21 protein-coding genes are annotated in these 23,821 nt (G+C 69.8%); 10 read left to right on the top strand and 11 right to left on the bottom strand.

The annotated features are described in order from the left end of the window. Positions 1-59 precede the first annotated feature (59 nt). Positions 60-278 carry a type II toxin-antitoxin system Phd/YefM family antitoxin gene (locus tag IEW13_RS16720; protein ID WP_229745272.1) on the bottom strand — a complete coding sequence of 73 codons (219 nt, stop codon included), beginning with the start codon at positions 276-278 and terminating at the stop codon, positions 60-62. Positions 279-329: 51 nt separating this feature from the next. Beyond that, positions 330-1,415, bottom strand: coding sequence for a redox-regulated ATPase YchF (ychF, locus tag IEW13_RS16715; RefSeq protein WP_188552052.1), 1,086 nt, complete (start codon positions 1,413-1,415; stop codon positions 330-332). A gap of 353 nt (positions 1,416-1,768) precedes the next feature. Between ychF and IEW13_RS16710 the strand changes: the two genes are divergently transcribed. Continuing rightward, positions 1,769-2,860 (top strand): DNA recombination protein RmuC, encoded by a 1,092-nt coding sequence (locus IEW13_RS16710; protein WP_188552051.1) that lies wholly within the window; start codon positions 1,769-1,771, stop codon positions 2,858-2,860. A 109-nt stretch (positions 2,861-2,969) separates the two neighbouring features. Here IEW13_RS16710 and IEW13_RS16705 read toward each other — a convergent pair whose 3' ends face one another. Then, positions 2,970-4,235 (bottom strand): uracil-xanthine permease family protein, encoded by a 1,266-nt coding sequence (locus IEW13_RS16705; protein ID WP_229745271.1) that lies wholly within the window; start codon positions 4,233-4,235, stop codon positions 2,970-2,972. 472 nt (positions 4,236-4,707) lie between these two features. Here IEW13_RS16705 and xseA point away from each other — a divergent pair, with 472 nt between their 5' ends. Both xseA and IEW13_RS16695 read left to right on the top strand, forming a co-directional pair. After that, positions 4,708-6,036, top strand: a complete 1,329-nt coding sequence (gene xseA / locus IEW13_RS16700; protein WP_188552049.1) for an exodeoxyribonuclease VII large subunit — start codon at positions 4,708-4,710, stop codon at positions 6,034-6,036. A 1-nt stretch (position 6,037) separates the two neighbouring features. Continuing rightward, the gene (locus tag IEW13_RS16695) at positions 6,038-6,325 is read left to right on the top strand and encodes an exodeoxyribonuclease VII small subunit (protein ID WP_188552048.1); all 288 of its coding nucleotides are present in this window, start codon (positions 6,038-6,040) and stop codon (positions 6,323-6,325) included. Between the two features lie 37 nt (positions 6,326-6,362). Here IEW13_RS16695 and IEW13_RS16690 read toward each other — a convergent pair whose 3' ends face one another. Further along, positions 6,363-7,172, bottom strand: coding sequence for a DUF4245 family protein (locus IEW13_RS16690; RefSeq protein WP_188552047.1), 810 nt, complete (start codon positions 7,170-7,172; stop codon positions 6,363-6,365). Between the two features lie 205 nt (positions 7,173-7,377). On the opposite strand from IEW13_RS16690, the gene glpX reads away from it, so the two are divergent. From glpX to IEW13_RS16675, 3 genes are read left to right on the top strand one after another with little or no spacing between them, the layout of a single operon-like run. Then, on the top strand, positions 7,378-8,490 hold the full coding sequence (gene glpX, locus IEW13_RS16685) for a class II fructose-bisphosphatase (RefSeq protein WP_188552046.1): 1,113 nt from the start codon (positions 7,378-7,380) through the stop codon (positions 8,488-8,490). Positions 8,491-8,501: 11 nt separating this feature from the next. After that, the gene (locus tag IEW13_RS16680) at positions 8,502-9,140 is read left to right on the top strand and encodes a carbonic anhydrase (protein WP_188552045.1); all 639 of its coding nucleotides are present in this window, start codon (positions 8,502-8,504) and stop codon (positions 9,138-9,140) included. Next, positions 9,137-10,546, top strand: coding sequence for a class II fumarate hydratase (locus IEW13_RS16675; RefSeq protein WP_188552044.1), 1,410 nt, complete (start codon positions 9,137-9,139; stop codon positions 10,544-10,546). Before IEW13_RS16680 ends, IEW13_RS16675 begins: the two co-directional genes overlap by 4 nt. A 393-nt stretch (positions 10,547-10,939) precedes the next feature. Here the strand turns inward: IEW13_RS16675 and IEW13_RS16670 are convergent, their stop codons facing one another. Then, a complete protein-coding gene (locus IEW13_RS16670; protein WP_188552043.1) occupies positions 10,940-12,175 on the bottom strand; it encodes a molybdopterin molybdotransferase MoeA in 1,236 nt (411 codons plus the stop codon). Positions 12,176-12,193: 18 nt separating this feature from the next. Here IEW13_RS16670 and fdhD point away from each other — a divergent pair, with 18 nt between their 5' ends. Then, positions 12,194-13,024 (top strand): formate dehydrogenase accessory sulfurtransferase FdhD, encoded by an 831-nt coding sequence (gene fdhD / locus IEW13_RS16665; RefSeq protein ID WP_188552042.1) that lies wholly within the window; start codon positions 12,194-12,196, stop codon positions 13,022-13,024. An 81-nt stretch (positions 13,025-13,105) separates the two neighbouring features. After that, entirely contained in the window at positions 13,106-13,705 is a 600-nt protein-coding gene (locus IEW13_RS16660; protein ID WP_188552041.1) for a helix-turn-helix domain-containing protein, read from the top strand. Positions 13,706-13,725: 20 nt separating this feature from the next. Here IEW13_RS16660 and IEW13_RS16655 read toward each other — a convergent pair whose 3' ends face one another. The 6 genes from IEW13_RS16655 to IEW13_RS16630 are packed head-to-tail and all read right to left on the bottom strand — an operon-like array spanning position 13,726 to position 20,611. After that, positions 13,726-15,354, bottom strand: coding sequence for an amidohydrolase (locus IEW13_RS16655; RefSeq protein WP_188552040.1), 1,629 nt, complete (start codon positions 15,352-15,354; stop codon positions 13,726-13,728). Beyond that, entirely contained in the window at positions 15,351-16,616 is a 1,266-nt protein-coding gene (locus IEW13_RS16650) for an FAD-dependent oxidoreductase (protein ID WP_188552039.1), read from the bottom strand. Before IEW13_RS16650 ends, IEW13_RS16655 begins: the two co-directional genes overlap by 4 nt. A gap of 47 nt (positions 16,617-16,663) precedes the next feature. Then, positions 16,664-17,770, bottom strand: coding sequence for an ABC transporter ATP-binding protein (locus IEW13_RS16645; protein ID WP_188552038.1), 1,107 nt, complete (start codon positions 17,768-17,770; stop codon positions 16,664-16,666). After that, positions 17,767-18,579, bottom strand: a complete 813-nt coding sequence (locus IEW13_RS16640) for an ABC transporter permease (protein ID WP_188552037.1) — start codon at positions 18,577-18,579, stop codon at positions 17,767-17,769. Before IEW13_RS16640 ends, IEW13_RS16645 begins: the two co-directional genes overlap by 4 nt. Continuing rightward, positions 18,576-19,484, bottom strand: coding sequence for an ABC transporter permease (locus tag IEW13_RS16635; protein ID WP_188552036.1), 909 nt, complete (start codon positions 19,482-19,484; stop codon positions 18,576-18,578). The genes IEW13_RS16640 and IEW13_RS16635 overlap by 4 nt, the downstream gene beginning before the upstream one ends. Before the next feature lie 41 nt (positions 19,485-19,525). Continuing rightward, a complete protein-coding gene (locus IEW13_RS16630; RefSeq protein ID WP_188552035.1) occupies positions 19,526-20,611 on the bottom strand; it encodes an extracellular solute-binding protein in 1,086 nt (361 codons plus the stop codon). A 358-nt stretch (positions 20,612-20,969) separates the two neighbouring features. On the opposite strand from IEW13_RS16630, the gene IEW13_RS16625 reads away from it, so the two are divergent. After that, positions 20,970-22,808, top strand: coding sequence for an acetyl/propionyl/methylcrotonyl-CoA carboxylase subunit alpha (locus IEW13_RS16625; protein WP_188552034.1), 1,839 nt, complete (start codon positions 20,970-20,972; stop codon positions 22,806-22,808). A gap of 74 nt (positions 22,809-22,882) precedes the next feature. Then, positions 22,883-23,566, top strand: a complete 684-nt coding sequence (locus IEW13_RS16620; protein ID WP_188552033.1) for a DUF4345 domain-containing protein — start codon at positions 22,883-22,885, stop codon at positions 23,564-23,566. The last annotated feature ends 255 nt before the right edge of the window (positions 23,567-23,821 follow it).

The raw sequence follows: 23,821 nt of genomic DNA, 5'->3' as shown, positions 1-23,821 counted from the left end.
AGGGAGCGGGCATGGTACACATCCTTCCAGGCCGCCCAGTGGGCAAGCCAGATCAGATGTCACCTATCGGTGCGGCAGTCCCGCACGCGCTTTGAGGCCGGAGGCACGTAACGCCCCTGCCGTTCGGCTCGAGCGAGCGCGTTGTCCTGGCCGCGGTAGGCACTCACCCGCCAGCGGGGCTCGCCTCGCTCGGTCACGATCACCTCACCGACCTCCGCAACCTGCGCGAGCACGTCCGTTGTTCGCTGGTTGAGGTCACGCTTCGTCACTGTCGACATGAAGCCAGTGTACTACCTATGTCTGACGCTAACCCGGGCGTGGACCGCCACCTACACGTTGAACCGGAACTCCACCACGTCCCCGTCCTGCATGACGTAGTCCTTGCCCTCCATGCGGACCTTGCCGGCGGCGCGGGCGGCGGCCATGGAACCGGCGGTATCGAGCGCCTCGAACGAGACCACCTCGGCCTTGATGAAGCCCTTCTGGAAGTCCGTGTGAATGACTCCGGCGGCCTCCGGCGCAGTGGCCCCCTTGGGAATGGTCCAGGCGCGCGACTCCTTGGGGCCGGCGGTCAGGTACGTCTGCAGTCCGAGCGTGTCGAAACCGACCCGGGCCAGCTGATCCAGGCCGGATTCCTCCTGGCCGATGGACTCCAGCATCTCCCGGGCCTCGTCCTCCTCCAGCTCTGCCAGTTCCGATTCGAACTTGGCGTCCAGGAAGATCGCTTCCACCGGCGCCACGAGCGCGCGCAGCTCGTCTTTCCGCGCCTCATCGGCCAGCACGTCCTCGTCCACGTTGAACACGTAGAGGAACGGCTTGACCGTCATCAGCTGAAGCTCGTGCAGCGGCTCCAGGTCGAAATCGCTGGTCTGCGCGTGCTGGTACAGCGTCGTACCGGCCTCCAGGATCTGCTGCGCCTGGGTCACCGCGGTGAGCACCTCCGGCTCGGTCCGCTTCTGCTTGACCTCTTTCTCCAGCCGCGGCAGGGCCTTCTCGATGGTCTGCAGGTCCGCGAGGATCAGCTCGGTGTTGATCGTCTCGATGTCATCTGCCGGGCTGACCTTGCCGTCCACATGCACCACATCGGAATCGGCGAAGCCACGGATCACCTGGCAGATCGCCTCCGCCTCGCGGATGTTCGCCAGGAACTGGTTGCCCAGCCCTTCCCCCTCACTGGCGCCGCGCACGATGCCGGCGATGTCCACGAACGACACCGTCGCCGGCAGGATCTTCTCCGAGCCGAAGATCTGCGCCAGGCGGTCCAGCCGGGGGTCCGGCAGCGGCACGACGCCGACGTTCGGCTCGATGGTCGCGAACGGGTAGTTTGCCGCGAGCACCTGGTTCTTGGTCAGCGCGTTGAACATGGTGGACTTGCCGACGTTGGGCAGTCCGACGATTCCGATTTCCAAAGCCACGGAACACGAATCTACCGTGTCACCGGCACACACGGCGACTCGCGCCGGCGCTCTGAGCGTCTTGCGCAAGCCGCTCGTCTGGCGGCCAGCAGGAGTATGCCCGGTAGGTCAGAACCCCGCCCACGCGAGGCTGTCCCTCGCCCCTAGCACGCATCGCCGCCCCTGCGGTGCCCCGCGCACGCGACGCTGTCCCCTACCGGGTGTTATCGCCCCCACCATGTGTTATCGCTGCGGCGACTACGCGGGTGGCCGTGCGCGCGAGGCTGCCCCCGCTACGGTGAGCGCACTTCGCTCAGTTCACCCGCGCCGCCATGCACGGCCGGCTGTCCGTGCCGTCTGCTCTACTGGCTCACATGAACACAGACGCAGTCCTCATCGCGGTGGTCACCCTCGCCATCGGCCTGGCCCTGGGCTGGCTGATCGGTGCCGGCCTGACCCGCGCCCAGCTGGCGGCACGTCTGGCCGCTGCCGAGACCGCCCGTGACCTGCAAGGCTCCCGGGTGGAGGCCCTGGAGGCCGATGCCGGTATCGCAGCCGATCTGGCGCAGATGGTCGCCCCGCTGGCGCAGACGGTCACGCGGCTGGAGGCGCATGTCCGGGAGTTCGAGCGGGAGCGCACCGATCAGTTCGCCCGCCTGGACGGCCGGATGGCGGCCATCGCGGAGAACGACATCCAGCTGCAGGCCGCCACGCAACAGGTCCTGCAGGCGCTGCACAGCTCCGGAACCCGCGGCTCCTGGGCGGAGATCCACCTGCGCCGGGTGGTCGAGTATGCCGGGCTACGCGACCGCGTGGACTTCGGCACGCAGGTGAACGGCGTGAACGGGAACGGCGCCCGGGTGCGGCCGGACATGATCGTGCGTCTGCCGGAGGGCGGCATCGTGGTGATCGACGCCAAGGCCCCGCTGGCCGATGTCGCCGGACGCGACGGCACCGCCCAGGCCAAGCTGCTGCGCGGGCACGTCGCCGCGCTGGCGGCGAAGGAGTACTGGAGTGCCTTTCCCACGGCTCCGCAGTTCACGGTCATGTTCCTGCCCAATGAAGGCATCCTCTCCACCGCCCTGGACGCCGATGCGTCCCTGCTGGAGGACGCCCTGGGCAAGGGCGTCGTCCTGGCCACTCCCGCCACGCTGCTGGCACTGCTGAAGACCATCGCTCTGGGCTGGCGGCAGCAGGCCATCGGGGAATCCGCGCAGGAACTGCTGGCCCTCGGTCAGGAGCTCCACGCACGTCTGGGCACGATGGGCGGGCACCTGGAGAAGCTGGGCAGCACACTCGGCCGGGCGGTGGAGGACTACAATCGTCTGCTGTCCTCAATGGAATCAAGGGTGCTGATCAGTGCACGCCGGATGCGGGACCTGGGCGGATACGCCGAGGAAGTCCCCGAACCGGCCCCGGTGGAGGCAATGCCGCGCCGCCCCTCAGCGGAGGAACTGCGCAGCTGACAGCGCCGCGGGCGGGCGCGGCACGTCGTACCCCACGCTCAGCACCCCACTGCGCGCTGCCGCCTCGGCCGCACCTCGTCCCACTATGCGACCTCTATGCGACCTCGCGTTACACAGCCACGTCCGTACCGCGCCAGCGGGCAATGGCGCTCATGCCGTGGTACACCACGATGGCGGCGATGGATCCCAGCGCGATACCGGTCCACACCAGGCCCCCGGAAGACAGCTGATAGTCGGCGATCGCCACGATGAGCGCCACTGCCGCGGTCATCTGGTTCACCGGCTTGCCGAAGTCCACCTTGTTCTCCACCCAGATCCGCACCCCGATGATGCCGATCAGGCCGTAGAGCGCCGTGGTGACGCCTCCCAGCACTCCCGGCGGGATCGTATTGATCACGGCACCGACTTTCGGGGACAGCGACAACAGGATCGCCGCAGCTCCCGCCACCCAGTAGGCAGCGGTCGAGTACACGCGGGTGGACGCCATGACGCCGATGTTCTCGCCATAGGTCGTCGTGCCGGAACCTCCGGCCGAACCCGCCAGCGCGGTCGCCAGGCCATCGGCGAACAGGGCCCGGCCGGTGACCCCGTCCAGGTTCCGCCGCGTCATGCTCGCCACGCCCTTGATATGACCGACGTTCTCCGCCACCAGTACCAGCACCACCGGCAGGAACGCCGGCAGCACCGACCAGTTCGCCTCTGGCGCTGTGAACTCCGGCAAGCCCAGCCAGGAGGCCTCCCCCACCGCGGCGAAATCGACCTCACCGCGCATCAGCGCCACCACATAGCCGACGACCACACCGAACAGGATCGACAACCGTCCCAGGAATCCGCGGAAGAGGACCGCGCACACCAGTACCGCGCCCAGGGTGATGCTCGCCGTGAACGGCGCCTGCTGGAAGTTGTTGTATGCCGCCGGCGCCAGATTGAAACCGATGAGCGCCACGATCGCCCCCGCCACCACCGGCGGCATGAGCACGTCGATCCAGCGTGTGCCCACGGCCTGGACCAGCAGACCCACACCGGCCAGCAACAGGCCCGACACCAGCACGCCGAAGATCGCCGCACCGTGTCCGCCCACCTCGGTGGCCGCCATGAGCGGGCTGATGAACGCAAACGACGACCCCAGATAGGACGGCAGCCGGTTGCGGGTGATCATCAGGAACAGCAGCGTCCCGATACCGGAGAACAGCAGGGTCGTCGTGGGCGGGAAACCGGTCAGGGTCGGCACCAGGAACGTGGCGCCGAACATCGCCACCACATGCTGGAACCCGAAGCCGATGGTCCTCGGCCACGACAGCCGCTCCTCCGGCGCCACGATCTTGCCCGGGGCGACGGTCTTACCGTCCCCATGCACCGTCCACAAAGCCGCCACTGCCGCCCCTCCGCCGTCTTCGAATCTGCCTCTCACCTGCGCATCGGATGCCGATGCGTGCCCCTGCTCGCTCGCGCGGCGTCGCGTCATCCGCGGCCGGCCCGAGGCGCCAGAGCCGGAGGGAAGCCTACCGGATGCGTACGGCCCCGCCTCCCGCGCAGCGCGCAGCCGCGCACCTCGCCCTCCCCGCGCCCAGCGCGCAGCCGTGCCGCACACAATTCGGCGGCCAGCGCCTACCACCCAGCTCCCGCACAGCGCACGGCCGCCGCCCGGACGCCCACGTTGCGCGCAGCTGCGCCCGGGCGACCACCAGTGAAGCCGGTGTCATCGCCATTGAGCCGGTGTCGCGGCGGCTATCCCCAGGTCGGTGGCCGCTGTCCGTGCCGGTGCGTAAGCTGCCAACAGCACACCGAACACGGCGCCGCGGGAAGTCCAGCGCCGCAGAGCAGAGACATTCATCTACAGGAGGGTCATGGCCGGTCACGTCTCGGGCGCGCCCAATCCCCTGGGCCGCGAGGTCACCGCGGTGGAGGACCTTCCGGCCACCGCGGCGGAAACGAGCGCCGAGCGGCCCTGGCCCCTGCGCCTCCTCTCGGCCAAGATGAAGGACTACATCGACCGCATGTCAGCGGTGTGGATCGAAGGCCAGATCATCGAGCTCAATCACCGCGGCCGGGCCAGCTACCTCACCCTGCGCGACACCGACGTCGAGATGTCCCTGCCGGTGCAGGTGTGGCGCAACGTTCTGGACGCCTGCGAGACCCCCCTGGAACCCGGCTCCCGCGTCGTGGTCCAGGTCAAAGCGGACTTCTGGGCCAAGACCGGGCGTCTGAGCATGCGCGCGGGAGCGATCCGCGCGGTGGGTCTGGGCGAGCTCTTGGCTCGGATCGAACTCCTGCGCCGTCAGCTCGGACAGGAAGGCCTCTTCGATCCGGATCGCAAGCAGTCGCTCCCGTTCCTCCCGGAACGCATCGGGCTCATCACCGGCCGCAACTCCGACGCGGAGAAGGACGTCATCCGCAATGCGCGCCTGCGCTGGCCGGCGGTGGAGTTCGACGTGCGGCACACGGCCGTGCAGGGCGCCGATGCCGTCCCGCAGATCACCCGCGCCCTGGCCGAGCTCGACGCCGACCCGGCTGTGGACGTCATCGTCATCGCCCGCGGCGGCGGCTCGCTGGAAGATCTGCTTCCCTTCTCCAATGAAACCCTCGTCCGGGCGGCGGCCCAAACCGCCACACCCCTGGTCTCGGCCATCGGCCATGAGAACGACCGGCCCATCCTGGACGAGGTCGCGGACCTGCGCGCTTCCACGCCCACCGACGCGGCCAAGCGGATCGTGCCGGACATGGCCCAGGAGATCGCTGGAATCCGCCAGTCACGTGCCGCACTGGAGCGCGCCGTCACCTTGTTCATCGACGGTGAACTGCGGCGGTTGGCAGAAGTACGCAGCAGACCGGCACTTGCCGCTCCGGCCACTCAGCTGGACGAGCGCGAACGGCTGGTCGCCGATCTCCGGGACCGGTCCGCCAGGGCCGCAAGCACGCGGCTCGATGCCGGTGCCCGGGAGATCGCGCATCTGCGGGCGCAGGTGATCGCCCTCTCCCCGCAGAAAACCCTCGAACGCGGGTACGCGGTCGTCACCGCCGACGACGGCCGCATCCTGCGCGACGCCGATGAGGCCCGTCCCGGTGAAGGCATCGGGGTCCGCCTGGCGCGGGGGCGGCTGACGGCAACCATCACGGACACCGGGAACCCCGATACAGGTGAACCCGGGACGACAACCACGACACAGGAGCAATGACATGTCTGAGACGTCTGGGGACAGCGCCCCGAGCGGCGCGGCAACAGCCGGTGCCGAGGGGACCGAGATCGCCGGGCTCAGCTACGAAGAGGCACGCGAGCAGCTCGTACTCACCGTGCAGCGGCTCGAAAGCGGAGGCCTGAGCCTGGAGGAATCCATCGCGCTGTGGGAACGCGGCGAGGCACTCGCCGACCAGTGCGAGGCCAAGCTCGAAGGCGCCCGCCGCAAACTGGAACAGGCTCGCGCCCGCCGCGAAGACAAGGCTGCCACTGAGGACGCCTCTGCCTGAAGGGAGAGGGCGCCTCTGCCTGAACGGAGCGGTCGATTCAGCCTGACTCGGCGGTGCGGCGCACCGCCGATGCGGCGTCCTCGGCCAGCGACTCACCGCCGTTCGTGGACAGCAAGGTCGTGACGCCGCCGGTCTCGTTCACGTAGAACACCCGCGAGCTGCGCGGACGCTCGTAGACCTCCCAGGTCCAGCCCGCCAGCTCGGCGTCCTCCACCTGAACGGCCTCGTCGAGTTCCTCGCTCAGCACCGGCTCGGCGTCGGCGTCGGTCTGGATGATGCTCACCCAGTGCTGCTCCTCCACGATCACGCTCTGATACCAGACCGGCGTCTCCTCCGGCCCGCGCGGCCCGTACTGGGCGGTGTTGGAGTACCAGCCTTCACCGAAGTCCAGCACGGTCAGGGGGAAATCCGCCTGGGGCTGCGCGTCCTGCGCGATGGCCTGTGCATCGACGTGCCGCTCGTAACCGCTCTCGCTGCGCGGCACGACCGCCACGATGACGAGCACCGCCGCGAAACAGATCGCGGTCGCGATGACCATGTTCATCCAGTTCGCATTGCGCCGCAGCGCCAGCATCTCATCGCGGGAGCCAGGCACCGGGCCGGAGGGCCGCGGTGCCATCTCCTCCTCGGGAAGGATCGGCAGACCGCTCGGGCTCGTCCTGATCGTCCCGGTGCCGCCGTCGCGCGCACCAGCAGCCCCGTGCCCGCCAGCAGTCCTGGGCCCGGACTCATGCTCGCCGCCGGACCCCTGCTCGCCAGCAGTCCCGTGCGCGCCGCCGGTCCCGCGTGGGACGGCGCCAGCAGGGCTCGGCGAACCGGATTCCGGAGAGAGAGGACGATCATTCACCCTCTGATTCTCCCGCATCGCACCCCGCTGCCGCCAAATCCCAGTGCCACCCCAGTGCCGTCGGCCGGTTCGGCCGTCTCGGTTCCGCCTCCGCCGCCCTGCATACGAGCCAGGCCGAGGCCCGTCCAATCGGGCAGCGAGGCGCATCCCCGCCACCGCCTGATCCGCGGACCGCACCGCCTGGAACACATGAGAGAATGCAGCCATGACACCGAAGACGCCGTCCACGTCCGAGGCGGGCACCGAGGAACACCCTGGTCAGCCCGCCACCGTCACCGATTCCTGGTCCGAGTCCCTCCGCGTCGCCTCCAATGCGCCTGATCGCAACCTCGCGCTGGAGCTCGTCCGGGTGACCGAGGCCGCTGCCATCGCCGCGGCACCCTGGGTCGGCCGGGGGGACAAGAACTCCGCCGATGGCGCGGCCGTCGCCGCCATGCGGAACGTCATCTCGACCGTGCGGATGCAGGGCACCGTGGTCATCGGCGAGGGCGAGAAGGACGAAGCGCCCATGCTCTTCAACGGCGAGGCCGTGGGCGACGGGCAGGGTCCGGCGTGCGATGTCGCTGTGGACCCCATCGACGGCACCCGGCTGACGGCGCTGGGCATGCCCAATGCCATCTCCGTCATGGCCGTCACGGAAGCCGGCGCGATGTACGATCCCTCCGCCGTGTTCTACATGGAGAAGCTCGTGGCCGGACCGGAGGCCGCGGACACGGTCGACCTGCGCCTGCCGATCAAGGAGAACATCCGGCGCGTCGCCAAGGCCAAGGGGTACGGCCGGGACCTTTCCCAGGTCACCGTCGTCATCCTGGACCGCCCGCGGCACCAGGAGATCATCGACGAGGTGCGTGCCGCCGGTGCCCGTATCCGTCTCATCACGGACGGCGACGTCGCCGGCGCCATCGCCGCCTGCCGGCCTGACACCGGCATCGACATGCTGATGGGCATCGGCGGCACCCCTGAGGGCATCATCACCGCCTGCGCCATCCGCTCCCTCGGCGGAGTCATCCAGGGGCGCCTCTGGCCGCAGACCGACGAGGAGCGGGAGAAGGCGGCCCTCGCCGGCCTCACCCCCGGCGAGGTGCTCAACACCGAAGACCTGGTCGACTGCGACAACACCTACTTCGTGGCCACCGGCATCACCGACGGCGATCTGCTCAAGGGCGTCCGCTACGAGGGTGACCGCGTGCACACCCAGTCGCTGGTGATGCGGTCCCGGTCCGGCACGGTGCGCACCATCCACGCCGAGCACCAGCTGGAGAAGACCCGCGCCTACGTGGACGCCGCGGAAGAGGCGGCGCGGCTGGGCCTGGTGTGAACGCGCGGGCGATGACCCCGGCCGAGGCCTGGGCCCGGCTGGAGGAGGGCAACCGGAGATTCGTCGCCGGCGAACCCCGGCACCCCAATCAGGACGCCGCCACCCGGCAGTCGCTGCAGCACGCGCAGGTGCCCTTCGCGACGCTGTTCGGCTGCTCTGACTCCCGGGTCGCGGCGGAGCTGATCTTCGATGTGGGCCTCGGTGACATGTTCGTCGTGCGCACCGCCGGGCAGGTGACCGACTCGGCGACCCTGGGCAGCCTCGAGTACGGCGCCACGGTGCTGGGCACCCCCCTGCTCGTCGTGCTCGGCCACGACCGCTGCGGAGCCATCACCGCCGCCGCCGAAGCCTATGAGACCGGCGAGTCCCCGCCGGGTTTCATCGCCGATGTGGTCGCCCGGCTCACGCCCGCCGTCAGCCAGGCCCGGCGCCGCGGCATCACCGAGGTGAACGGCATCGTGGAGCAGAACGTCCGCCAGGCCGTGCATCAGCTGCCGGAACGGTCCACTGCCATCCGGCAGGCCGTGAACGCCGGCCGGCTCGTGATCGCCGGCGTGACTTATCACCTCGACGTCGGACGAGCCAATCTAGTCGCCTCGATGGGAGATCTGGGCGCACCCGCAACAGACGCAGCAAAGGAGATTCGATGAGCGAGCAGGAATACCGCATTGAGCACGACACCATGGGCGAGGTGAAGGTTCCCGCCGATGCGCTCTATAGCGCCCAGACTCAGCGCGCCGTGGAGAATTTCCCCATCTCCGGCAGCCGGCTGGAGCCGTCCCACATCGTCGCGCTGGCGCGGGTGAAGAAGTCCGCCGCACTGGCCAACCGCGAGCTGGGCGTGCTCGACGCCGAGCGCGCCGATGCGATCGCCTCGGCCGCCGACGAGATCATCGCCGGCGGGCATGCGGACCAGTTCCCCATCGACGTCTTCCAGACCGGCTCGGGCACCTCCTCCAATATGAACATGAACGAGGTCCTGGCCACGCTCGCCACCCGCCGCCTGAAGGAGGCCGGCTCGGAGGCGACCGTGCACCCCAACGACCACGTCAACGCCTCCCAGTCCTCCAACGACGTGTTCCCCACCTCCGTGCACGTGGCGGCCACCGAGGCGCTCAGCCGCACCCTGATCCCCGCCCTGACCACGCTTGCCGAGTCCCTGGAGACCAAGGCCAAGGAGTTCGCGCCGATCGTGAAGTCCGGCCGGACCCACCTGATGGACGCCACCCCCGTGACGCTGGGCCAGGAGTTCGGCGGCTACGCGGCGCAGATCCGCATCGGCATCGAGCGCGTCGAGTCCGCGCTGCCGCGGGTCGCCGAGGTCCCGCTGGGTGGCACCGCCGTGGGCACCGGCATCAACACGCCCGAGGGCTTCTCCGCGCGGGTCATCGAACTCCTCGCCCAGGACAGCGGCCTGCCGATCACGGAGGCGCGCGATCACTTCGAGGCCCAGGCCAACCGGGATGGCCTGGTGGACGGCTCGGCCGCGCTGCGTTCCATCGCCATCTCCCTGATCAAGATCAACAACGACATCCGCTGGATGGGCTCCGGCCCGAACACCGGTCTGGGCGAGCTGCGCATCCCGGACCTGCAGCCGGGCTCGTCGATCATGCCCGGCAAGGTGAACCCCGTCATCTGCGAGGCCGTCATCCAGGTCGCCGCGCAGGTCATCGGCAATGACACCACCGTGGCCTGGGCCGCCACCAACGGCGCTTTCGAGTTGAACGTCGGCATCCCGGTGATGGCCGCGAACCTGCTCGGCTCGATCCGCCTGCTCGCCAACGCCTCCACCGTGATGGCAGAGAAGATGATCGACGGGCTGACCGCGAACGAGGAGCGCGCGCGCTTCCTGGCCGAGGCCTCGCCGTCCATCGTCACCCCGCTGAACAAGGTCATCGGCTACGAGGCCGCGGCCAAGATCGCCAAGCACGCGGTGACCAACAAGCTCACCGTCCGCGAGGCCACCATCGCCCTGGGCTTCGTCGAGCGCGGCGAGATCAGCGAGGAAGAGCTGGACCGGCTGCTGGACGTGTCCACCATGACCGGCAACCACTGAGGTCCCGCCTGAACAGGGCGTCACCACGGCATAGGCGTGCGCGTGCGGGAGCTGACGCTCCCGCACGTCACTCCGCCGCCGAACCCGACGCACAGGCGTGTGACCGGGGGCTGACCCTCTACCGGCCCCGTTCCTACCTGCAGGGCCCGGGCGCGCGTGAGCAGAAGGCTGGCTTCACAACAGAACGACCCGCTTGTGACAGGACACCACCGTCTACGGTGTGGTTCTGTCACAAGCGGGTCGTTTTCTGCGCGCCGTCGTCCGCAGTCGGACGGCGCGGGTGCCCTCGCGCCGCGCACTGGACGGCCACCGCCGACGCACACGGAACGCGCCACCGCACCGCGGTGGCGCGAAGAGCGCCCCGTGAAACCCGCGTGACCGGTCCTGGCGCGCTCACCGGATCCAGCGCAGGCACGGCATCCCCGGGGCGTCCCGGGGCGGGATCAGCACGAGTTCATCGCCGTCCAGGGGCCAGCCGCGGTACTCCAGCTGAGTGCCGATGAGCCCGTCCGCGAGCGCCGCCCCTGCAGGCGAGTCCGGGGCTTCATCCGATGAGTTCCTGCCCGCGGAGACCAGCTGCCAGCGGCGGCCCGCCCGGCCGGCAAATGCGCGGTCTTCCTCCGGCATGAGGCGAACCCAACGGCATCGTGCACTACCCACCATCCCGGCGAGGACCGGCGCGAGCAGCAGGGCGCACGCCGCCATCGCCGCCCCTGGATTCCCCGGCAGGCCGACCAGGAGCGGGCCCCGCCCGGAGCCGGCCAGCACCGGCTGCCCGCGCAGTGCTGCCAGCAGCTGCGGCTTTCCCGGTCTGATGTCCACGCCCGGCACCAGGACCTGGCCGCCGAGGTCTGCCAGGACACCGCGCAGATGGTCGGCCTCCCCGTGGGAGGCCATGCCCGTGGTCACGACGACGTCAGCGTCCGCCGCCCGCGCACGCAGTGCCTCCCCGAGCGCACCGGGATCGTCCGGGACATAGTCCTCGCTGACGACCTGCCCGCCCAGCTCGGGGACCAGCACGGAGAGCAGCGGGCCCAGAGCGTCCCGGACCCGCCCGGCCGCTGGCGCGCCCGCCGTATCGAGTTCGCTGCCGGTGACGATCACCGCGACCCGTGGCTGGACGCGCACCTGGACCTGGTCGTGCCCGGTCCATGCGGCAAGGGAGCGCAGCGCGGGACTCAGTTCGGCTCCCGCCGATGCCAGCAGCGCTCCCCGCCGATGCGTCTCCCCCGGCTCGCGGATGTGCAGGCGGTTCTCCGGCTCCATGGCCGGGAAGATCGTCCCGTCCGGTCCCGTGCCCGTGCGCTCCCAGGGCACGACCCGGTCCGCGCCGGGCGGCACCACGGCACCGGTGGCGATACGTACCGCATCGCCGGGCTCCAGCGCGGTGCCGGTGTAGGGCGAACCCGGCCGGGCCGCGCCGCGCACCTGCCACGGGCCCGGCCCGCGGACCGCGTACCCGTCCATCGCCGCGCTGCGGTAGGCGGGCACGTCCGCGAGCGCGTGCAACGGCGCGGCAAGGTGCAGGCGCCCCGGCTCCCGCAGGCCGGCGGTGCGGGCCGGCATCGGACGCGTCCGGCCGGCATCGGCGGCGAGGCGGTGCGCGTCCAGGGGCGCGATGAGCGGCATGCCCCTAGCATAGGAACTGTGAACAGGCTCAGCACCCGCCGCCGCATCGTCCGCTACCGGCTGGACGAGGGGCGCCCACGGCGGCGGGAGGATCAGCTGGCCGGCGAGGAGCCGCTGGAGCTCCGGTTCGGGGACACCCCGTACACCACGACCATGCGCACTCCCGGTCACGACGTCGAACTCGTCCTGGGCTTCCTCCACGGCGAGGGCATCATCGCCTCAGCCCAGGATCTGCTCGCGGTGCGGTACTGCGCCGGGGTCGACGAGAACGGCGAGAACACCTTCAATGTGCTCCAGGCGACTCCGGCGCCCACGGCGGACCTGAGCCGGATGGTGCCCCGGCCGATCATGACCACCTCAGCGTGCGGTGTCTGCGGCACCGAGTCGATCGAGCAGGTCAGGCAGCGCAGCCGGTATGCCCTCGGCGTGGCGCAGTGGACCGTCTCGCCGCAGACGGTGGCCGGGCTCCCGGAGACGATGCGGGACGAGCAGGGGCTCTTCTCCCGGACCGGAGGCGTGCACGCTGCGGGGCTCTTCGGACTCGACGGCGAGCTGCTCTGCCTGCGCGAGGACGTCGGCCGGCACAACGCGGTGGACAAGGTGGTCGGCTGGGCGCTGCAGCAGGATCGGCTGCCGCTGAGCCAGTGCATGCTGCAGGTCTCCGGCCGTGCCTCTTTCGAACTGGTGCAGAAGGCCTGGCTGGCGGGCATCCCCATGCTCGCTGCCGTCTCAGCGCCGTCCTCCCTCGCGGTCTCCACCGCCGAGGAAGCAGGCATGACCCTGGTCGGCTTCTCCCGCGGCACCGGGTTCAACGTGTACTCCGGCGCCGAGCGCATCGCACTCGGATGACGCATTGTGCACTCCCGCACCTGCAGCAGAAGTTAAGCTTGTGTAGCGTCAGTGAAAAATCCCCGATGTAAGGTGCACTCCATGAGCAGCGACGCTGCGGCCGCGGACGATGAGAAGAGCCGGTACGACCGCGTCCTCGGCAAGAAGATCCGGGAGATCCGCAAGGGCAAGAAGCTGTCCCTGAAGGATGTCGCTTCCTCCGCCGGGGTTTCGGAGAGCTTCCTCTCCCAGGTCGAACGCGGCCTGGTCAGCCCGTCGGTCGCCTCGCTCAGGCGCATCTGCGACGCGCTGGACGAGACCATGAGCGCCCTGTTCTTCAATGCCTCGGAGCAGGCCTCCCAGCGGCTGGTGCGGGTGGCCGACCGCCGGATGAACTTCCGCCCCGACGGCAGCGCCCACTATCTGCTCACGCCGCAGATGTCCCGGAAGCTGCAGGTCAATCAGAGCGTGATCGCGCCGGGGCACTCCTCGGGCAAAGAGCCGTACACCCACGCCGGCGATGAGGAATGCGTGCTCGTCCTGCAGGGTTCGCTCACCCTCGACTGGGCGGAGGAGTCCTATCAGCTCGAGGCCGGTGATTCCCTGCTGATCGACCCGAAGGTCGGCCACCGGTTCCACAACCGCAGCTCGGAGCCGGCCGTGGTGCTCTGGATCATCTCGCCCGCCTACGGCGACATCTAGCCGGACGTCCGGTCGAGACCTCAGCCAGCCGTGCCCACGTCCTGCCACGAACCGTGGGCGAGTTCGCCGCCGATGACGGTGGCCAGGGTGCGGATCGAGTCGAGGTCCGCCGCGGGCACCTCGAAGGGATCCCGGTCGATCACGGCCAGATCCGCGAGCTTCCCGGGTTCCAGGCTGCCGCGCTCCTCCTCGGCGAAGGTGGCGTAAGCGGCGTCGACCGTGAAGGCGCGCAGCGCCTGGGCCAAGCCGATCCGCTCCGGCTCGTTGACCGGCACGTCGTTCTTGTTCCGCAGCCGCAGCATGCACATCATGGTGAACCACGGGTTCGTGGTGAACGGCTGAGCGCCCGCGGTATCGGAGTTCCCCGGTACCCGGCCCTGCACCTGGAGCAGCGTCCGCAGCGCGTACTTGCCGGCCCCGGGCGGCAGCCGCAGCGCCGGGTCGTCCGGTTCGGCGAAGACGAAGCCGGGATTCGGCACTGCCAGCCCGCCCGCGGCCACCAGCCGCTCCAGCAGCTCCGTCCCGGTGCTCTCATTGAAGAAGTGCTCCACCCGGATGCGGTGGTCCAGCTCCGGGAACGCCTCGTGGACGCGTTCCACGGCTGATACCGCGATCTCCTGTGACAGATCGCCGATGGCGTGGACGAATACCTGGATGCCCGCTTCCGCCGCCCGGAGCAGCTCTTCCGTCAGCGTGGGGTACAGACGGGTCAGCAGCCCCCAGCGATCCGCTTTCTCCCCGAGGCCGTTGCTGCGGAAGGCGCCGTCCCGGCCACCGTCCATGAAGATCTTGAAGCCGTGGTACCAGAACCGGCTGCTGCCAAGCCTGGGCCCGAAGGGCGGGATGGCCCCGTCCTCGATCCGCACGAGCGGCTGGTGCCCCGGCGGCACGGTGAGGGAGACTCCCAGGCGCGGCGCCTGTCCGTCCTCCGCCAGCCTGCGCAGCGCCTGGATGCCCGCCCGCGTGTAACCGATCTCGTGGACCGTGGTCACGCCATTGGCCAGGAAATAACCGGCGAGCGTCTCGCGCAGCGCCTCGCTCAGCGTCGCCTGGTCCGGGTCGGGAACCGGCAGCAGGTCCCAGCCCTCCTCGATCACGCCGTTCAGGGCGCCATCGGCGTCCTTCTGGAAGCGGACCCCGGGCGGCGCCACCGTGGCCGGATCCAGGCCGGCCGCCGAGAGCGCCGCGGAATTCAGCACGAACTTGTGCATGGACCAGCGCACCGCGACGCAGTGGCCCGGGGCGGCCTCGTCCAGCTCCCGGCGGGAGGGAAGATCCTGCCCGAAGGTGCCCTGGGCGATGATCCACTCCCCCGCAGGCCGCGCGGCGGCCTCGCGGGCGACCGTCTGCAGGATCTCCTCCCGGTTCCGGCCGCGCACATCGGTCCAGACATGCCGGGACAGTGCCGTCATCTCCACATGCGTGTGAACGTCGATGAAGCCCGGCAGGATGGTCCGGCCGCCGGCGTCGATGACCGGCCCGTCGCCGACCTCCCCTCGTATCTCCGCGGCACCTCCGACCGCGACGATGCGGTCGTCCCGCACCGCGAGCGCCTCGGCGACGCCGATGCCGTCCGGATCGGCCGGCGCTGGCGTGCCGTCACCGGCCATCGTCAGGATGCGGGCGCCGACGATCCCGAAGCCGCTCATGCGCCGCTCCGCGACTCCTCGGCCGGGGCCGAGACCGGTGCTGAGACCCCTGCCGGGTCTGGCTCCCCCGCCGGTTCAGCGGACGCCGCTCCCGCTCCGGCATCCGGGCCGGTCAGTCCCAGGCGTTCACGGTCGCCCTCCGCGTAGGGCGCCACGGCGCCGCCGCGCCAGTAGAACTCCCACCGGCTGCCCAGCAGCGGGGACTTGGACACGGCCGAGAACAGCTTGCTGCGCAATGGCGTGAGCGGCCGGGGCCACTTGTAGTTCAGCACGTCGTAGGCCGTGGTGAGCCGCTGCACCATGTCGATCCGCGGACGGGAACTGGTCTCCCAGATGTCCAGCGCCTCCCGGACGTCGTCGAAGAGCGTCGCGGTCTCGGCCAGCTCCCACGCCGCGGCGATCGACACGCCCGCGCCCTGGCCGAGGTTCGGCGGCTGGGCGTGCGCGGCGTCGCCGATGATGGCCACGCTGCCCTTGTGCCAGGACTCGCAGTGCACGACCGAATGCCGGTGGTGGACGGACAGCTCGGGGGTGACCAGCTCGAAGTAGTGCCGCAGATGCGGGAACAGCCGGGACCAGTAGCTCACGTCCAGCGGCACGCGGGTGGCCCGGCGGTCCCGTTCGGGGCCGATGATGAACATATAGGTGTAGTCCGCGGAGGCCGGCGCGACGCCCACCCGGCACTGGCCGGACCAGTGCTCGGTGCTCATCGGCGCCTCCTGGGGATCCCGTGGCACCAGGACCCGGGTGGCGCCGTCGCCGAGGCTGTAGCGCACGCGCATCAGGTCGAGCGAGTCGCGCACCTTCGAGTGCAGGCCGTCGGCACCGATCGCCAGGTCGCCCTGGGCGGTGGTGCCGTCGGCGAAGCGCAGGGTGCCGTCGGCGCCAGCGCCCACCACATGCGCGTTCGTATGCAGGCGGGCCCCCAGTTCCTCGGCCTTGCGGCGGAGGGCCTGCTGCAGATCGGAGCGCAGGGTGACCACCAGCCGCTCGCTGGAGACATCACGGCTGACCACGACGGTCTTGTCCTCATCGATGATGCGCGCCGTGTGCAGCCGCACACCCTTGTCCATCAGCTCCTCGCTCAGGCCGAGGTGGTCGAGGATCTCGAAGCTGTTCTCCTTGATGTAGATCCCCGCGCCGATCTCCCGCGGCTCGGGCGAGCGCTCGTAGACATCCACCTCCCAGCCGAATGAGCGGAACGAGGCGGCCGCGGCGAGCCCAGCGATGCCGGCTCCGGCGATGAGTACCTTCTTGGTCATTGAGTGTCTCTCCTTGAGAACGCTGCGGGGACTGTAGGTCGGATGATTCAGTCGGCCATGACGGTCATGCCCGCCGGCGGGACGATGATGGTGGCCTGATCGCCCTCGTGCACCGGGCCGCCGGAACCGACCGGACGGCGCACCGTGAACGGCGTGCCGTCCTCGCGCCGCAGCCCTATCTGCTCGGTCTCCCCGAGCAGGTGCGCCTCGTGGACGACAGCGGGGAGACGCAGGGCGGGTCCCTCGCCGGTGGCGGGATCGGCGGCGGTGCTCAGGGCCGCCCGGGCGGGGCGGACGGCGACTTTGACGTCGCCGTGGAGGGGGCTCTCCACCGGGATCTCCTGGCCGGCGATCTGCAGCAGCCCGTCGGCGAGCGTGGCATCCAGGACGTTCGAGTCCGAGAAGAACCGCGCCACGAAGGAGTTCTCCGGGCGGGTGAAGAGGTTCATCGGCGTGTCCAGTCCGGCGAAGACGCCCTGGTTCATGATCGCCACGCGGTCGGAGAGGACGAGCGCCTCCTCCTGGTCGTGGGTGACGTAGATGACCGTGGTACCGGTCTCCCTGTGCACCTGCTTGATCTCCTGCTCCATCTGAAGCCGCAGACTGCGGTCCAGAGCGCCCAGCGGCTCGTCCATCAGCAGGATCTCCGGCTCGTAGGCCAGGGCGCGTGCCAGGGCGACGCGCTGCTGCTGGCCGCCGGAGAGCTGGGTGGGCTTACGGGCCGCCAGATGCCCCAGCCCGACCACCTCGAGCATGTGGTCGACGCGCCGGCGCAGCGCGCCACGGTCGTACTTGCGGACTTTGAGGCCGTAGGCGATGTTCTCCGCGACGGTCAGATGCGGGAACAGCGCGTAGTTCTGGAAGACCATGCCCAGCTTGCGCTCGGAGGGCTTGAGCACGGAGATGTCCGTGCCGTCGAGCAGCAGCTCGCCGCCGCTCGCGGTCTCGAAGCCGGCGATGATGCGCAGCAGCGTCGTCTTGCCCGATCCGGAGGGTCCCAGCAGGGTGAGGAACTCGCCCTTCTTCACGTCTAAGTCGATGGAGGTCAGCACCTCCGTCTCGCCGAAGGTCTTGGACAGGCCGCGGATGCGCAGGGAGGGCACCGCGTCCGCCCCGGTGGTGGTGTGCGTGTCGGTCATGGTGGGAGTGCTCACTTCTTGTCCTTTCGGAGCGCGGTCCCCAGGAGCATGAGGAACGTGACCCCGAGCATGAGGAGGGTGGCCATGGCGGTGATCGCCGGATCGACGGCGTACTGCACGGAGTCGAAGATGTACTTCGGCAGGGTGATCAGGCCGGCGCCGCCGAGGAAGGTGATGAACACGGCCTCGTCGAAACTGCTGATGAAACCGAACAGGAACGCCGAGAGCACCGCCGGGGCCAGCAGCCGGAAGGTGATGCCCGTCCAGGCACGGCTGCGGGAGGCGCCCATCGTCATCGCCGCAAGCTCGAGTTCGGGTTTGATCTGTTCCAGGGAGGTGCTCAGCACGATCACCACCATGGGCAGGGCGTGGGCGATGTGCGCGATCACGATGCCGTGCTTGGTGCCGATGAGGTCCAGCTGGGAGAACACGGCGTACATGCCCACGGCGTAGGCGGAGATCGGGATCACGATCGGGGCGAAGGCCAGCCCCTCCAGGAACTGGCGGCCCGGCAGCAGGCTGCGCTTGAGCGCGAACACCAGCGGCAGCCCGACGGCGAGGGCTCCCACGGCGGTGTAGAACGCGATCTCGAAGGACAGCAGGGTCGGGGCTCCCCAGTTGCCGGAGGAGAAGATCTCCGTGTACCGGTCCAGGCCCCAGCCCTGGGGCGGGAACTGCACCCGGTTGCCGGTGCCGAAGGACAGCACCAGCACCAGGGCGGCCGGCAGCAGCAGGAATGCCACGGCGGCGGTGACCAGGAGTCCTCCGAGCACGCGGGAGGCCCCGTCGATGACCCGGGCGGGGCGGTTCATGAGCTCGCTCATGCGCGCAGCCCTCCCTTGAGGGCCTTGGCGCCGACGAACCGCATGGCAGTGCCGAGCACCACGAGGGCGAAGGTCAGCAGCAGCACGGAGGACGCCGCCGCCCGCGGATAGTTGAAGAAGGCGAAGATGTCATCGCCGATGATGGTGGCCATGAACGGGGTCTGCGCGCCGCCCAGCAGCACGGGCGTGATGTAGAAGCCGATGCTGATGGCGAAGACGATCGCGCCGGCGGCGATGATGCCGGGCCGGACCAGGGGAAGCCACACCTTGACCATGGCGCCGGTCCGCGAGGATCCCATGATCCGCGCCGAGTTGAGCAGTTCGGCGTTGAAGCCGGACATCGTGGGGTACATCGCCAGCACGGCGTAGGGCAGCATCGTGTAGGTCATGCCCACGATCACGGCGAACCGGGTGTACAGCAGCGAGAGCGGTTCACCGGTGAGCCCGAGGTTCTGCAGGGTGGAGTTCAGGATGCCGTTGTTGGCGAAGATCACCGCCCAGGCGTAGCTCTTCACCACGACGCCCATCCAGAACGGCACCAGGATGGAGGTCCACAGCAGCGCCTTGACCGCCGGGCGGCTGGCACGGGCCACCGCCCAGGCCAGGCTGCCGCCGAGCACCAGGCACAGCGCCGTCACCACCAGGGACATCCCGATGGTGTTCAGCAGGGAGTTCAGGATGGCCCGGGACTGGAACACCGCCGCGAAGTTGCTCAGCCCGCCGTCACCCTGGGTGAAGGCGTCCAGGGTGAGCCGCACGAGCGGATAGACGATGAACAGCAGTGCGACGAGAGCTAGGGGCAGCACCAGCAGGAGCGCCGGGATGGTGCCCACATGCGGGGTCCAGGCGCGCCGCCCGGCGGAGGCCGGGCGGGCGCTTGAACGGACGGGGACCTGTGTGGTCATGATCTCGCTTCCGCCAGAAGGGATGGTCGGTGGTCGCCGGGTCAGCCGCGCAGGAACTCCTGCCAGCGCGTGTTGACCTCTTCGTAGTTCTCCACGTACCACTCGAAGTTCATATCGCCGAGCTGCTCACGGTTCTCCGGGTAGTCGGCCAGCTGGGAGGCGGTCTCCTCGTCGATGTAGTCGAAGGCCTCTTCCATCGGCACGGAGTAGCCGAGTTCGACGCCCCAGGCGGCGGCGTTCTCCGGGTGGGTGGCGATCCATTCGATGAACTCCCACGCCTCGGCGGTGTGCTCGGAACCCTCGACGACGTTCCAGAAGCCGGGGTTGTACAGGCCGTCTTCCCAGGAGATGGACATCGGCGTGCCGTTCTCGGCGACGGTGTAGGCCCGGCCGCTGTAGCTGATGCCCATCTGGGCCTCGCCGTTCTCGAAGACCTGCATGTTCTGGTCACCGGAGGACCACCAGGCGCCGGAGGCGTCCTGGAACTCCTCCAGGGTGGCGAAGGCGCGGTCCAGGTCGATCTCGTGAGTGCTCAGCTCCTCGACCGGCACACCCGCGGCCACCTCCGCCAGGGAGAGGTTGACCATGGGCGAGGTGGAGATGCTGGTACGGCTGCCGGGGAAGCCCTGGACGTCGAAGAGCTCGGAGGTGTTGGCCGGGCAGGTCTCCACTGCTTCCTCCACGCATGCGGTGATGTATCCGAGGATGGACCAGGTGATGCCGAAGTCCGTGACGGCGTCCTCCGGGAGCGTCTCCAGCAGCCGGGACTGGACGTCCTCCGGCATGGCGGCCAGGAGTCCGCGTTCGTAGCCGATGTAGGCGTCGGGCGCCGAGGTCGAGTCGAGGAGGTCCCACTCGACGTTGTTGGCCTGGTTCTGGGACTCGAGCGAGGCGATGTAGCGGCCCGGAGCGTCGACGATCTGCACCTCGTAGCCGGTCTCCTCCATGAAGGGCTCGGCCAGATGCGTGCGCGTCGCCGAGGTGAAGGGATCGCCCCAGCTGGCGATGGTCAGGGAGACGGTGTCGTCGGCAGCTGAACCGCCGCCACCGCAGCCGGCGAGCACGAACGCCGCGGCGGCGCTACCGGCGAGAAGCGTCGTGGCGCGTGAACGGGATCGGATGGTCATGGTGGTGTCCTGTCCTGAAGAGGGCTAGAAGGATGTTTTTCCTGCAGAACGAGATCAGAAATTCAGTGTTAATTAAGTGATGGCGTTGAGCCTACAGTGGAGATGAAGATCACACAAGCACAATTCGTGAACCGGATCACAGCGGCTCCGTACCGCGGCGCTCGGCGGGGCGCGGGCATGTGACCTCGCGCAGCGCGCCCGGCCTCAAGGTTTGTCGGGAATCCACATACGGGCTGGCGGTTGTCCTAGTTTCGTGCGAGGGAGACGGCCCGAGACCTCCGCTCCCGCAGCCACACGCCCCCGCCGCCTAGCACCGCGCCTTGCCGGTGCCAGCGGCGGAACGCAAGGAGGAGAGTGCATGACGACGATGCCGGCGGAGCAGCTGGAACGCGAGTTGCTGGAGACCACCGCATTCCGCACCGACGTTCCCACCGGGCCCTTCAGCCGCGTGCTGATCGCCAACCGCGGGGAGATCGCGCTGCGCATCGTCCGCGCCGCTGCGGACCTGGGGCTGGAGTCCGTCGCCGTCTACACCGCCGCGGATGAGGACGCCGCCTTCGTCTCCGGGGCTTCCCAGGCGTGGCGCCTGCCTGGCAGCACCGCCGCGGAGACCTACCTCAACCGCGAGGCGCTCATCGACATCGCCGTGCGTTCCGGCGCCCAGGCCGTCCACCCGGGATACGGCTACCTCGCCGAGGATCCGCGTTTCGCCCAGATGGTCGCCGATGCCGGCCTGATCTGGATCGGCCCCTCCGCCGCCGCCATCGCACTGCTGGGCGACAAGTCCCGGGCCCGCGAGCTGGCCGCCCGAGCCGGCGCCCCGGTGCTGGCCGGCAGCCCGCGCCAGGTGGACTCCCCTGAGGACGCCGCCCGCCTGGCCGAGGAGATCGGCTACCCGGTCGTGGTCAAGGCGCTGCATGGCGGCGGCGGCCGGGGCCTGCGCGTGGCCCGCACGCCCGGTGAGATCGCAGAGGCCTTCGCGGCCGCCTCGCGGGAGGCCGGCAAGGCGTTCGGCCACCCGGAGTGCCTGGTGGAGAGGTACCTGGAACGGCCGCGGCACATCGAGACGCAGTGCCTCGCCGACGCGCACGGCCGGGTGCACGTCCTGTCCACCCGCGACTGCTCGCTGCAGCGCCGCCACCAGAAGATCGTGGAGGAGGCACCCGCGCCGTTCCTCACCGATGAGCAGCACCGGCAGCTCGTCGAGGCCTCCCGCGCGATCCTGCAGGCCACGGGATACATCGGCGCCGCCACCTGCGAGTTCCTGCTCTCCGCGCAAGGAGAGCCGGCGTTCATGGAGGTCAACGCCAGGATCCAGGTGGAGCACCCGGTCACGGAGCAGGTCACCGGCGTGGACCTGGTGGCGTGGCAGCTGCGCATCGCCCGGGGCGAATCCCTCCCGGAGGCCTTCCCCTCCCCCCGCGGGCACGCCATCGAATTCCGGATCAACGCAGAGGATCCGGGCAACGGTTTCCTGCCGGCCTTCGGCCGCGTCACCGGGTACCAGCCGTGCTCGGGGCCCGGGGTGCGCGTCGACTCGGGAATCGACGCCGGCAGCCGCATCGGCGGCGAGTTCGATCCGATGCTCGCCAAGGTGATCGTGCACGGCGCCGATCGCGACGAGGCGCTGCGCCGCAGCCGCCGAGCCCTGGCCGAGTTCCGCCTGGAGGGCGTGCCCACACTGCTGCCACTGCACCGCCTCCTGGTGGAGGAGCCCGCGTTCGCCGACGATTTCACCGTGCACACGCGGTGGCTGGAGGAAGAGTTCCGCAACCCGCTCACACCGCAGCCGGCCGGCCAACCGGGCACCGCCGCAGCGCAGGGCGAGACCGTCATCGTCACGGTCGACGGCAAGCGGATCGCCGTCACCCTCCCGGCGGAGCTGCCCGGCCTCGGGACCGCAGCGGCGCCGGCCGCCGGGGCGGTGCCGCAGCGCCGCGCGGCCCGCAAGACCAAGAGCACCGCCGGAGCGGAGAACGCCGATCAGCTCACGGCGCCCATGCAGGGCTCCATCGTCGCGGTCAACGTCTCCGCCGGGGACACCGTGAGCGCGGGCGATCCCCTCGTCGTCCTGGAGGCCATGAAGATGGAGCAGCCGCTGCGCGCGCCGCGGGACGGCAGCATCGCCGAGGTGCTCGTCGCCGAGGGTGACACGGTCACCGGTGGTGCCGCGCTCATCAGGCTCTCCCCCGCCTGAAACGCGCTGGCCGGCTGCGCGCGCGTTTCCTGCGGGCAGTGTTCCGCGGCACACGGTGCCCGTAGGATGGGGCCATGAACCCACAGCAGAAGGCGCAGAAGGCGGGTAAGAAGCCCAAGCGGCCGAAGACGGGCTCAGCAGACGCCGGGGTGCCGGAGGCCTCGCCCAAGGACTGGCTCCTGTTCCAGATCGCCACCGGGCTCGTCGGCGTCGGGCTCGTCGCTCTGGGCATGTTCGGGGTCTTCCAGGGCGTCGAGGTACTGCCCGGCGATCAGACGCAGGCCAGCACTCCGACGCTGGAGAGCTCCTTCGCCTTCCAGTCGGCGCTGGTGATCGGCCTGGGGCTGTCCATGCTGATCGTCACGGCGCGGCCCGCCCGCTCGGGTCTGCTGCTGGCGTCGCTGGCTGGCATCGTATTCCTCGGCGGCTTGGCACGGCTGATGTCCTGGGCCATCTTCGGGCTGCCGAGCGGCTTGCTGGTGCTGTCCATGGTGTGCGAGCTGGTCATCCCGCCGCTGCTCATCGTCTGGCGCGGCTGGATCGTCCGAAGCCGCCAGCTGCGCAGCGACGCCGTCGCGGCCGCGCAGCACCAGGGATCGCAGCCGACGCAGTCATCACCGGCACAGCAGCATCCGGCGGCACAGCCTCCGCACCGCGGCTCCGCCGCGTCCCAGCAGCGTCCTCCGGCGCCTCCCGCGGCGTCCCCGCACGGCCGGCCCGACGGCCCGGGACAGCCGGGACACCCCGGCCAGTCCTGAGCCGACGGCCCGGGCCAGTCCTGAGCCGAGGGACCCGCGACAGCCCTGAGCGGGGCCACGCGACCCCAGGCGCAGGCAGGGGCACTGCCCCGGCACGGTCATCCCCCGTTCAGGTCGCGTGAGCGCGCACCGCGAAGCAGGGCGACGATCCCGCACTGAGTCCGCGCCACGAAAGCGGCTCTTCGGACTTCCGGTGGGGATCACGTGTTGAGTCCGCCTGCGACGAGGAGCATGCGGAGGCGGTAGTTGGAGAGG

It is taken from the genome of Sediminivirga luteola (genome assembly GCF_014639315.1).
GTDB lineage: Bacteria > Actinomycetota > Actinomycetes > Actinomycetales > Brevibacteriaceae > Sediminivirga > Sediminivirga luteola.
This window is presented reverse-complemented; position numbering and strand designations above follow the sequence as displayed.

What these genes read in the sequence shown, in the direction of transcription:
- IEW13_RS16720 (WP_229745272.1), bottom strand. Translation starts at nt 278, where the DNA reads ATGTCGACAGTGACGAAGCGTGACCTCAACCAGCGAACAACGGACGTG.
- IEW13_RS16710 (WP_188552051.1), top strand. Translation starts at nt 1,769, where the DNA reads ATGAACACAGACGCAGTCCTCATCGCGGTGGTCACCCTCGCCATCGGC.
- xseA (WP_188552049.1), top strand. Translation starts at nt 4,708, where the DNA reads ATGGCCGGTCACGTCTCGGGCGCGCCCAATCCCCTGGGCCGCGAGGTC.
- IEW13_RS16695 (WP_188552048.1), top strand. Translation starts at nt 6,038, where the DNA reads ATGTCTGAGACGTCTGGGGACAGCGCCCCGAGCGGCGCGGCAACAGCC.
- glpX (WP_188552046.1), top strand. Translation starts at nt 7,378, where the DNA reads ATGACACCGAAGACGCCGTCCACGTCCGAGGCGGGCACCGAGGAACAC.
- IEW13_RS16680 (WP_188552045.1), top strand. Translation starts at nt 8,502, where the DNA reads ATGACCCCGGCCGAGGCCTGGGCCCGGCTGGAGGAGGGCAACCGGAGA.
- IEW13_RS16675 (WP_188552044.1), top strand. Translation starts at nt 9,137, where the DNA reads ATGAGCGAGCAGGAATACCGCATTGAGCACGACACCATGGGCGAGGTG.
- IEW13_RS16670 (WP_188552043.1), bottom strand. Translation starts at nt 12,175, where the DNA reads ATGCCGCTCATCGCGCCCCTGGACGCGCACCGCCTCGCCGCCGATGCC.
- IEW13_RS16660 (WP_188552041.1), top strand. Translation starts at nt 13,106, where the DNA reads ATGAGCAGCGACGCTGCGGCCGCGGACGATGAGAAGAGCCGGTACGAC.
- IEW13_RS16655 (WP_188552040.1), bottom strand. Translation starts at nt 15,354, where the DNA reads ATGAGCGGCTTCGGGATCGTCGGCGCCCGCATCCTGACGATGGCCGGT.
- IEW13_RS16650 (WP_188552039.1), bottom strand. Translation starts at nt 16,616, where the DNA reads ATGACCAAGAAGGTACTCATCGCCGGAGCCGGCATCGCTGGGCTCGCC.
- IEW13_RS16640 (WP_188552037.1), bottom strand. Translation starts at nt 18,579, where the DNA reads ATGAGCGAGCTCATGAACCGCCCCGCCCGGGTCATCGACGGGGCCTCC.
- IEW13_RS16635 (WP_188552036.1), bottom strand. Translation starts at nt 19,484, where the DNA reads ATGACCACACAGGTCCCCGTCCGTTCAAGCGCCCGCCCGGCCTCCGCC.
- IEW13_RS16630 (WP_188552035.1), bottom strand. Translation starts at nt 20,611, where the DNA reads ATGACCATCCGATCCCGTTCACGCGCCACGACGCTTCTCGCCGGTAGC.
- IEW13_RS16625 (WP_188552034.1), top strand. Translation starts at nt 20,970, where the DNA reads ATGACGACGATGCCGGCGGAGCAGCTGGAACGCGAGTTGCTGGAGACC.
- IEW13_RS16620 (WP_188552033.1), top strand. Translation starts at nt 22,883, where the DNA reads ATGAACCCACAGCAGAAGGCGCAGAAGGCGGGTAAGAAGCCCAAGCGG.